At 68.3% G+C, this 10,946-nt stretch carries 5 protein-coding genes; 4 read left to right on the forward strand and 1 reads right to left on the reverse strand.

From position 1 onward, the window contains the following. Nucleotides 1-73: 73 nt before the first annotated feature. The 3 genes from VB738_RS15290 to VB738_RS15300 are packed head-to-tail and all read left to right on the forward strand — an operon-like array spanning nucleotide 74 to nucleotide 2,476. The gene (locus VB738_RS15290; protein ID WP_323306566.1) at nucleotides 74-211 is read left to right on the forward strand and encodes a hypothetical protein; all 138 of its coding nucleotides are present in this window, start codon (nucleotides 74-76) and stop codon (nucleotides 209-211) included. A 22-nt stretch (nucleotides 212-233) separates the two neighbouring features. Beyond that, nucleotides 234-1,775 carry an FAD-binding domain-containing protein gene (locus VB738_RS15295; RefSeq protein WP_323306567.1) on the forward strand — a complete coding sequence of 514 codons (1,542 nt, stop codon included), beginning with the start codon at nucleotides 234-236 and terminating at the stop codon, nucleotides 1,773-1,775. 32 nt (nucleotides 1,776-1,807) lie between these two features. Then, entirely contained in the window at nucleotides 1,808-2,476 is a 669-nt protein-coding gene (locus VB738_RS15300) for a DoxX family protein (RefSeq protein ID WP_323306568.1), read from the forward strand. Nucleotides 2,477-2,532: 56 nt separating this feature from the next. Here the strand turns inward: VB738_RS15300 and VB738_RS15305 are convergent, their stop codons facing one another. Continuing rightward, nucleotides 2,533-3,978: a hypothetical protein gene (locus VB738_RS15305; RefSeq protein WP_323306569.1), complete on the reverse strand. Its 1,446-nt coding sequence runs from the start codon at nucleotides 3,976-3,978 to the stop codon at nucleotides 2,533-2,535. A 549-nt stretch (nucleotides 3,979-4,527) separates the two neighbouring features. Here VB738_RS15305 and VB738_RS15310 point away from each other — a divergent pair. After that, on the forward strand, nucleotides 4,528-10,946 hold a 6,419-nt coding region (locus VB738_RS15310; RefSeq protein ID WP_323306570.1), incomplete at its 3' end, for a cadherin-like domain-containing protein.

The raw sequence follows: 10,946 nt of genomic DNA on the forward strand, positions 1-10,946 counted from the left end.
AAGACGTTCTTCGGGGACGGGTTCGCTGACCCGTCCTTTTTTTTGATCAAACCCCCCTGGGCCCAGGGCCAGGATGCAGGTTCAAGCCGCGGGCAAGCCGATGGACGTGGACACCGTGCTGCCCCTGGCCGGGGCCGCCGTGCTGATCGTGATGGTGGTGGTGGGCGTGGTGGTGGTGGTGCTGAGGCCCAGCGACCTGCCGAAACGCTGAAGCGAATTCCTAGCCTGCCTTGATGGCGCTTCAGGTGGTCTGGTTCAAGCGCGATCTGCGCCTCGCCGACCACTGCCCCCTGGTGGAGGCGGCCCGGCGTGGACCGGTGCTGCCCCTCTACGTGGTCGAACCGGATCTGTGGCAGCAACCGGACAGCTCAGCCCGCCAGTGGAGCTTCTGCAGGGAGGCGCTGCAGGAGCTGCAGGAGGCGCTGGCCGGCCTGGGCCAGCCGCTGGTGGTGCGGGTCGGCGATGTGGTGGCGGTGCTGGAGGCCGCCCACCGTCGCCACGGCATCGCCGCTCTCTGGAGCCACCAGGAGACCGGCAACCTCTGGACGTTCGCCCGGGACTGCCGGGTGGCCGCCTGGGCCAGGGATCGGGGGATCCCCTGGCAGGAATGCGCCGGCTTCGGCGTGATCCGGGGCTTGAAGGATCGCCGCGGCTGGGCCCGGGCCTGGGAGCAACGCATGGCCGCACCCCTGCTGGAGGCACCCATCGCCCTGCCCCCCCTGGCGGGAATCGCCCCCCGTGAGCTGCCCAGCGCCGCCGAACTGGGCCTGGCGCCGGACCCCTGCCCGGGGCGGCAGCCTGGAGGCCGCCAGGCCGGCCTGGAGCTGCTGGCGGGCTTCCTGCGTCAGCGGGGGCGGGGCTACCACCACAGGCTCTCCAGCCCCCTGACGGCCTTTGAAGCCTGCTCACGACTGTCGCCCCACCTGGCCTGGGGCACCCTGTCGATGGGGGAGGTGACCCAGGCCACCCGGGCGCGGCGGGCCGCCCTGGCGACCGTGCCCGCCGAGGCCGCCGCGGGCTGGCCCCGGGCCCTGGATGCCTTCCTGTCGCGCCTGCACTGGCACTGCCACTTCATCCAGAAGCTGGAACGCGAGCCCTCGATCGAAATCCAGGAGCTCGATCCCGCCACCCGGGGACTGCGCGGCACCGATGCCGAACGGCTGGCGGCCTGGTGTGCGGGGCGCACCGGCGTGCCGTTCGTGGATGCCTGCATGCGCGCCCTGCACCACAGCGGCTGGATCAACTTCCGCATGCGGGCGATGCTGCTGTCGTTCGCCAGCCATCACCTCTGGATCGACTGGCGTGACAGCGGCCTGCACCTGGCGCGCCAGTTCGTGGACTACGAGCCCGGCATCCACTGGAGCCAGTGCCAGATGCAGAGCGGCACCACGGGCATCAACACGATCCGGATCTACAACCCGATCAAGCAGGGCCTCGACCACGACCCGGAGAGGGTGTTTCTGGGGCGCTGGCTGCCGGAACTGGCCGGGGTGCCGGCGATCTGGCGGCATGAGCCGTGGCGGATGGATCCGGCCACCCAGGCGGCCAGCGGCTGCCGCATCGGCTGCGACTACCCCGCCCCGATCGTGGATGTGGCCGGCGCCGCCCGGGAGGCCCGGGAACGGCTCTGGGGCCTGCGACGCCAGAGCGGCTTCGGCGCCGCCGCCGCCGCGATCCAGGAACGGCACGGCTCCCGGCGGCGGCGGGTTGCCGACGGCCAGCTCTGCCTCGACCTGGGCCTGCACGGGGAGGGCGCTTCACGTTCCGTTACCTGAGGCGACAGAATCTTCATAATTCCCCCGCCGCCATGACCACCACCCTCCTGCTTGAGATCTTCGCGGGCTTCTTCACCGCCTTCATCGCCCTGTGGATGCTGGCGCTCAACCGCCCGACGGCCGTCGCTGCCGTGCCCATCAGCGTCGGAGACAGCGCCCCTGCCCAGGACTCTTCCATCGCCGCGACCGTGCGCCAAGGCCTGATGTCCTATTTCCTGCGGGAAGGGCGCCTGGCCAACACCGGCCTGCTGATCCTGCGCCTGGCGATCGGCGCAATGATGATCCACCACGGCCAGGACAAACTGGCCGATCCGCAGGCGTTCGCCACCAATTACGTGGTACCCCTGCACCTGCCCTTCCCCCTGTTCTTCGCCCACGTGGCGGGTTACTCGGAGATCCTGGGCAGCTGGCTCCTGATCCTCGGCCTGCTGTCGCCCCTGGGGGCCCTGGCCCTCACCGGCACCATGACCGTGGCCGCCTACCACCACATCCTCACCAGCGGACTGAACATCTACGTGCTCGAGCTGGTGGTGCTGTATCTGGGCGGCAGCCTCGCCCTGCTCCTGGTCGGTCCGGGCCGCTACTCGTTTGATGCCGGCATCGTCGATGGGCTGTTGGCTGATTCCAACACCTCAGCGACGAACGCCCCGGCTGTCAGCGAGGCGTCGGTGTCTTACGGCATGGCGGCCGAAGCCAGCTGAACCTGCCCACGTTTCCGGTGGCCTGCCGCTCGAGCGTCCGTCGGGCCTGGTCCTGGTCAGAAAGGACCAGGACCAGCAGACGGTGCCACCTGTTCCAGGGACCGTTGCTCAGACGGCTTGGCCGTGACTTGGCTCCGGGGAGCTCCGCCCCAGCGCAACTGGATGCCCCCTCCCAGATCCCAGGAGGTGCCACCTCCGAAGAAGCCCGCCCCCCCTCGCACATAGAAGGTGGTGTTGTCTCGGAGGGTGTAGGCCAGGCCGCCCTGCAGCCCCAGGCCGCTGCCCTGAATCACGGAACCGGCGGGCAGGTTGTTGGCCAAGCCGAAACCGTCGGTCACCCGGTTGGAGGGCGCCTGGCCCAGGAAACCGGCCCCGAGCCAGCTCAGGCGCAGGGAGGGAGTGACCAGATTGGGGCCATCCTGCAGGGTCGCTCTCCAGGTGAGGCCAAGGTCCGCGGTACCGACGGTGCTGGCGGAGGACGGAACATTCCAGAGGCGGTTGGTGGGCAGATCTGCCACGGAGACTCCGCCGAGGGAGAGGCTCGTCAGCGTCAGCAGGGCGCTGGGCTCGAGGATCTGACTCTCCGACAGCGTGATCCTGCCGCCGAAACGGGTGGCCAGGTTGAAGGCGCTGCCTCCCACCGACGGGGTGCTGCTGCGGATCCCGAACGTGTTGCTGCTGTTGATGGCGAAGGGCTGATCCGCCTGCAGTCCATCGCCGCCGGCCGCCAGGCCGACGAACCAGCTGGGCTTGACGACCTGCACCAGAAGCCCTCCACCCCCCAGCTGCGTACGGGCGGAACGGCCGCCGAACTGGGTGCCACCGGTGGCAGCAAAGGAGCCAGCATCGGCCGAGATGCTGCCGAACCGTCCATAGGCGCCGATCACCAGATCGCCGACGGCGTAATTCAGCAGCAGACCCGTCTGGGCACCACTCAAGGAGGAGTTACCTCCCGAAGCCCCCTGGATCAATGGACCACCGAAGCCGTTGCCGAACAGGCGCAGCCGCCAGCCGTCGCGTTCGCTGAAGTAGCCACCCGGCTTGAGGCTGAAACGAAAAGTCGAATCTGATTCTCCCTCCGGAACCGGCACGGCCAGCGTGGAGGTGCTTCGCACTTTCTGGGGGAGGATCTCCAGCAGATCCCGGCTGAAACTCTGCCAGCCGATGCCTGCGCCAAGGGGAATCAGCCGGGCATCGAGCCGGTCGACATCGACAAGCAGGGGGCGGGGGCGGGCCGGGGCGACGGCGGCCGGGGCGGGGGCCGGCGTGGTATCAGGTGCTGTGACCGGCGGGGTGACCGGGGGCGTGACCGGCGGAGTGACCGGCGGAGTGACTGGGGGTGGCAGGCAGAACTCAGCCTCGGTTCCGTCGGGGCACAGGACCGCGTGGGCCTCGCCGGCCCCGAGCATGGCGCCGACAACGACGGGCACGAGCAGGGCGAACCGAAGGCCTGGCCTCCGGTGGGGAAGGCGCATCGCCGAACCGGCGCTGGTGGGTGCCACTGGCTCTGAACCGCTGACCCAGGTGCTCCCCGAACCGGAGGCAAGACGGTTTGGAATCCCTGGATGGTTGACAGTTTCCACCGCCGATGAAGAGGACAGCGCGACTGGACGCAGGGGCGTTTCAGCAGACGGCTGAGGACAGCAACCAGACAGCATTCAGAACAGATAAGCAATTTGAATTTATAGCGAGGCCGAGACGCGTAGGCAGGGCAGCCGTGACTTGTTTAGGTTATTCTAGTCATTCTCTAATGGTTTCCCAAGATCCATGCTCCCCCCAATCAGCTGGGTTCCGAAGGAATTTCGGCAGGCTGAGGCGCGAGCTCTCCACGACCTGCGAAAGGGCCATTCGGTACGATGGGCTCAACTTCATGAAGCGAGAACCTTCATGACATCCCCAGAATCGACGTACTGATGGCTGAACTGGAACAGCGGGAGGATCCGCAGAGGTCAGAGTCGTTTGCTGGGCAACAACATCTTTACCTTCAGAAAAGTCTTGATCAACCCCTGACTCACGGTGTTGAGAGGCTGTGGGACTCCACTGTTTCCTGGGTGAATGAGCAACTTGATATCCTGTCGTTTCGGAGTGATTATGAAAGCCTGCTGAGCGAGGCCTTCGGTTTCGCAGGCACTGACCCCGAGCGTTTCAGAAATCGCGTCATCGCCCTGAGTCAACGGCTGCGGGGGCCTGGCCTTCGCCTGGTGATCGAGCTGCGCGGCGGCACGGAACTCGCCGGAGCCCAAGGCGCCTACACGGCCTCTGATCAAGAAGAACGGGAAAGGATTTACGTCAATGCCAACTGGCTCTCCCTGGCCACCTCCGCAGAGGCCATCCAGCGTGTCCTTCTGGAGGAAGTGGGCCATGCCATCGACCACTGGCTGAACGGCCCCCTGGACTCCCGAGGCGATGAAGGTGCCCTGTTCGCCGCTCTTGTCAGTGGCGCTCCCCTGGGCTCGGAGCAGCGGGCGGCGATCCTGGCGGAGAACGACCAGCACCAGATCCTCATCGATGGTCAGCTGCTGATGTCGGAATTCGCCAGCGCCCCGGTGCTGAGCGACAGCTTCGTGGGGACCCGCATCACCGCCGAAGACACGCCCCTGGCCATTACCGGTTTCAGCGTGGCCGACAGCGACAACGGTGTGCCGGGGCCGATCACGCTGCGGCTGCGGATCTCCACCACCGGGGGCACGGCCACCCTGGCCAGTACCGCCCTGATCACGAGCGGCAGCAACGGCAGCGCCGACCTCACCCTGGAAGGCAGCCTCTCCGCCATCAATGCGGCGATCGCCAGCCTCCTGTTCACGCCGGCGGAGAACGCCAACAGCGTCAACTCGCCGGTGGCGCCCAGCCTCACCCTGACCGCCACCGATCTCACCAACGGCGACGGCCCCATCAGCCTCTCCACCGGGCCGATCCAGGTCACCCCGGTCAACGATGCGCCCACCCTGATCACCAACCCCCTGGTGGTGGCGGAGGGCGGCACGTCCACCTTCACGGCCGCGAACTTCCAGCTCGCCGATGAAGACAATCTGGCCGAGCAGGTCATCTACCGGATCACCTCCTTGCCGGGCAAGGGCCAGCTGAAGCTCAACGGCAATCCCCTGGTGGTGGGCTCCACCTTCTCCAGCAGTTTCCTCGGCAGCTTCACGTACACCCACGACGGCTCCCAGGTGCTGCCCGGCGGCATCCCCGGCAGTGGCAGTGATTCCTTCACGGTGTCCGTCGATGACGGGGCCGGCGGCCGCATTCCCTCGGCCTCGGTGCCAATCAGCCTCACTCCCGTCAACCAGGCTCCGGTCGTCAGCGGCTCGATTCCGGTCTTCGAGGGTCAGCGGGGGGTGCCCATCAGCTTGACCATCAGCGACGCCGACCAGGCCTCGGGCGTGCCCCCCACGGTCGTGATCACCTCCCTGCCCCTGCGCGGCACACTCCGCTACAACGGCACCCCGATCACGGCGCCGTTCACCCTTCCCTCCCTGGTGGGGCTCACCTACGACCACGACGGCAACGACCTCAACGGCGGCTTCCCCCCCAACGAGAGCTTCGGTATCCGCGTCAGCGACGACGGCGGCGGCCAGGGGACCGGCGGGGTGCTCAGCAGCAACGCCGTCATCAGCCTTGCGGTCCAGCGGGTCAACGACGACCCCACCCTCACCGCCAACAACCCGATCGTCACCCCCACCGGCAGCACGGTCATCACCGGTGCCGCCCTGAGGGTCAGCGATGCCGATTCCCTCACCCCCAACCTCACCTACACCCTCACGGCGGCACCGGATCCGGCCCGGGGGCAACTGCAGGTTTTCCGGGGCGGCACCTGGGTGGCCCTGCTCAGCGGCGGCAGCTTCAGCCAGGACGACATCGACGCCGGGCGGCTGCGTTTCAACTTCCTCAACGGCACCGCTTCAGGCACCACTGCAGGCTTCAGCTTCACGGTGAAGGACGGCGCCATCGGCCTGCTGCCCGCCGGCTTCACGCAGACCCGCGACGGCGGCATTCACACCAACAGCACTCCCCAGCCGCTGCCGGGTGATCCGCTGACGCCTATCAGCTTCAGCCTCACCTACCTCAATCCTCTGGGAACCCCCAGCAGCGGCGGCGGCAACGCACCCGCCACCCTGCCGCCCAATATCGCCCCCACGCTGAGCACCAACACCCTGCTCCGCAGCAGCGAAGGCGCCATGGTGACGATCCGGGCCACGGATCTGGCGATCAGCGACAGCGACAGCAACCCGGCCGAACGGGTCTACCGGCTCACCGCCGCGCCAGCGGGAGGCAGCCTGCGGCTCAACGGTGTCGCCCTCAACACCCTGGACGGTTTCACCCAGGACGACATCAACAACGGACGGCTCACCTTCGAGCACGACGGAGGGGAAGTCTTCGACGCCGGCTTCAGCTTCACCATCAGCGATGGCCGCAGCGTGGTCGGCAGCGGGGCTGGTGATTTCCGTTTCGCCCTGCGGGTCACCCCCGTCAACGATGCCCCCAGCGCCAGCGTCAGTGCCAGCCCGAGCCTGCTGGTGGAAGGTGGCACCCTCACCTTCAACAGTGCCAACCCCGGGCCCCTGCTGGGTGCGGCGGATCGCCGCGACATCACCATCGCCGACGTCGATGGCTCGGGGCAACAGGTGTTTGCCGGCGCTACTGGCAACCCCAATCCCGGCGCCGATCCGCTTTGGGATCCCGGCAGCTTCTCGCTGCCGGACACCGCGGACCAGCGACGGCTGCGGATCGACACCCTGCCGAGCGATGGGGTGCTGGAGTTCGACGTCACCGGCGGCGGCGCCTGGACCGTGATCGGCGATGGCAGCGGCGGCAGCCTCAATCGCGCCACGCTCCGCATCAGTCAGAGCCAGCTGGCTGCGGGCCGGCTGCGCTACCGACATAACGGCAACGACGGGCCAGCGGAGCTGGCCGACAGCTTCAGCTTCACCCCCCTCGACCGTTTCGACGCCACCGGTGCTCCGGTGACGGTGCCCCTGACGATCGCACCCCTGAACGATCCGCCGGTCGCCAGCCAGAACGCGCCCCTCAGTCTGGCGGAGGGCTCCCGCGCCGTGATCAAGGGCAGCAACGGCACCGCAGGCAACGAACCGCGGCTCGTTTACGGCGATTCCGACAACAGTCCTGTGCAGCGGCAGTACCGGATCACCTCACTGACCAGCAACGGGCGCCTGTTCCTCAACGGGCGTGCCCTTGGCCTGAACAGCGTGTTCACCCAGGCCGACCTTGACGCCAACCTGATCACCTACCTGCACGACGGCACGGAGACCAGCAGCGACGCCTTCAGCTTCACGGTCAGCGACGGGGGGGGAGACAACCCGATCAGCGGCGCCACCAACAACGTTCCTGGCACCTACGTCATCAGCGTCACCCAGGCCAACGACCTGCCCAGCCTGAGCGCCCCCGTTGCCCTTGAAGTGTTCGGCAGCGGCGCCACTCCGGTGGCGGTGGCCGCCGCCGGCCTTCTGCAGGCCAGCGACAGCGATCTGGACACGATCGTGGCCGGAGAAACCGATCTGCTGCGGATCGAGGCCCAGCTGCTCGATGGGGTCAATGCGGTGGTGCCCTCCGGGCTGATCTCCTTCACCTCAGCCAATCCCAGCTCAGTGCGGGCGTTCCTGAGCGGCAAGGGCAGCAACAGCCTGGTGGTGCAGGGCACCCGCAGCGAAATCAATACGGTGCTCGCCAGCCTCACGGTGGCCTTTGGCGCCGACCTGGACGCGAGCGCCCTCAAGCTGCGGGTCAGCGTCGATGATCGCCTCTACAGCGCCACAGGGGTGCTTGGGGTGGGGGCCAACGGGGGCCCGGTGAACCAGAACGATGGGGCCGGCAATCCGCTACCCATCGGCGCCGCCAACAACCGCATCAGCCGCGACATCGCCCTGACGGCCTCCAACCTGAACGATCTGCCCACGATCAGCAACCCCACGCTCTTCAGCGTCAATGAAGACGCCAGCGTGAGCCTGGGCGGCTTCGTGCTGGCCGACGCCGACAGCTTCGGCCGCAACGTGAACGTGCAGGTGCAGCTGTTCCGCGATGCCGCCCGCACGGTCCTGGCCAATGCCGGCACCGAAGGGCGGCTGCTGCTGGGGGCCATCGCCGGCCTGAGTACCGCCGCAGGCGACGGCACCAACACGATCACCCTCACCGGACCGCTGGCGGCGGTGCAGACCGCCCTCAACCTGCTGCGCTTCCAGGGGGCCCCCGACTTCAACGGCGCCGGCAGTGGCCTGGGCAACCTCTACCTGCGCACCAGCCTCACGGATTTCGGCCACGCCAATGTCCCCGCCGGCAACCGAGTGTCCGTCGACAACGGCGTGCGCATCACCCCGGTCAACGATGCGCCGGTGCTGGCGGTTCCCGCCAACACCGTGCTCGCCAGCGGCACCTTCCTCAACATCAGCAGCGGCTTCGCCGTCCAGGACACGAGGGACACCAGCCAGGGGGCCACCGATGACATCCGGGTGACCCTGAGCGCCACCGATGCCGGCAGCCCCTACGGCTCCCTGCTGATCCAGAACGCCAACGGCGCCAGCCTGACCACCAACGGCACGGCCAGCGTGCAGGTGCGGGGCACCCGTGCCCAGGTGCAGGCGGCCCTGAACACCCTCCGCTACACCCCGGCCAATCCCAACGTGGATCGGGTGGTGACGATCACCGCCACCGCCTTCGATCTTGATAACGGGGCCGAAACCGTGGGTGTGGCCGGGAACAACACCGCCACCGGCGCGTTCACCATCAACGTGTCCTCCACCAACGAGGCACCGGTGCTGACCGTGCCGGCGACCCGCAGCGTGGTTGAGGACAGCAGCGCCAACAGCTTCACCGGCGCCAATCGGATCAGCTTCTCCGACGCCGACGACTTCGGCGCCCTCGAGCGGCTCACCGTGGCTGTCAACCGCGGCAGCATCAACCTGGTCAGCCGCACGGGGCTGACCGTGACCAGGGGCAACTACGGCACCGGTTCGGTGACGGTGACCGGCACCAAGGCCAACCTCAACGCGGCCCTGGCCTCACTCACCTACACACCCAGGGCCAACTTCCACGGCGGCGCCACCTTGACGGTGACCGTCAACGACCTGGGCAGTACCGGCAGCGGCGGCGCCCGGCAGGACGTGAAGACCGTGGCCCTGACGGTGACCCCGCTCAACGATCGGCCCGTCGCCACAGCCAATGTCGTCCTCCCCGCCGTCGCGGAAGACGTCGCCGCCAGCGCCATCGCCGGCACCACCCTCAGCAGCCTGGCTTTCCGCTACTCCGACGCCACCGACAACCAGACCGCCAGAGGGGGCGGCAACACCGCCACCCCCTTCTCCTTCCTCGCCGTCGTCGGCTCCACCAGCTACACCCCTGCCCAGGGCGTCTGGCAGATCTCCACGTCCGCTTCCCCCAACCCCGCCGCCCCTGGCGACTGGATCACCATCCCCAGCTCCGGCCTCTCCACCGGCGCCGCCCTGGTCTTCAACGCCGCCAGCCGGGTCCGCTTCCTGCCCGCCGCCAACTTCCACGGCACCCCCGGCCGCCTCCTGGTGCGTCTCGCCGATGCCAGCACCGCCCTGGCCACCAGCAGCACGCCCAGTACCACCTACAACCTCGCCACCGCCGGCGGCACCACCGCCACCGGTGCCTGGAGTTCCGTGAATCGCTCCATCGCCACGAGCGTCACCAACGTCAACGACCGGCCCACCGCCACCGCCGCCACCCTCGCCGCCACCAGCGAGGACAACCCCAACCCGCCCGGAGCACGCATCTCCAGCCTCGGTTTCGGCTTCAGGGATACGGCCGACGACCAGCGCGCCGTCAGCGGCGGCGCCAATGCCGCCTCCGCCTTCGGCGGCATCGCCATCACCGGCAACACCGCCACCGCTGTCCAGGGCGTCTGGCAGTACAACCTCAACGCCGGCGGCGGCTGGGTCAGCATCGCCGCCCCCTCCGACAGCGCCGCCCTGCTGCTGCCCACCACCGCCTCGCTCCGCTTCCTCCCCAGCAGTCCCAACTTCAATGGCACCCCGGGCGGCCTCACCCTCCGCGTTGCCGACACCCCGCTGGCGTTCAGCCCCAACACCAACCTCACGGCCCTGCTCGGTCCCACCGGCCGCTACTCCGACCCCACCTCGCTCAGCACCGCCGTCACCGCTGTCAACGACGTGCCGGCCTTCACCAAAGGAGCGGATCAGACCCTGCTGGAAGACGCCGGCGCCCAGAGCGTGATCGGCTGGGCGACGGGCCTGAGCCGTGGCGGCGGCAGCGATGAAGCCGGCCAGGCCCTCAGCTTCCTGGTCACCAACAACAACAGCGCCCTGTTCAGCGTCCAGCCCAGCATCGACGCCAGTGGTCGCCTCTCCTACACCCCGGCCGCCAACGCCAGCGGCACCGCCACCGTTTCCGTGCGCATCCGCGACAACGGCGGCACCACCAATGGCGGCGTCGACACCAGCGCCATCCAGACGTTCCAGATCACCGTCACGCC

It is taken from the genome of Cyanobium gracile UHCC 0139 (genome assembly GCF_034931325.1).
In the GTDB taxonomy this organism is placed as follows: Bacteria; Cyanobacteriota; Cyanobacteriia; order PCC-6307; family Cyanobiaceae; genus Cyanobium; species Cyanobium gracile_B.

What these genes read in the sequence shown, in the direction of transcription:
- VB738_RS15290 (WP_323306566.1), top strand. Translation starts at nt 74, where the DNA reads ATGCAGGTTCAAGCCGCGGGCAAGCCGATGGACGTGGACACCGTGCTG.
- VB738_RS15295 (WP_323306567.1), top strand. Translation starts at nt 234, where the DNA reads ATGGCGCTTCAGGTGGTCTGGTTCAAGCGCGATCTGCGCCTCGCCGAC.
- VB738_RS15300 (WP_323306568.1), top strand. Translation starts at nt 1,808, where the DNA reads ATGACCACCACCCTCCTGCTTGAGATCTTCGCGGGCTTCTTCACCGCC.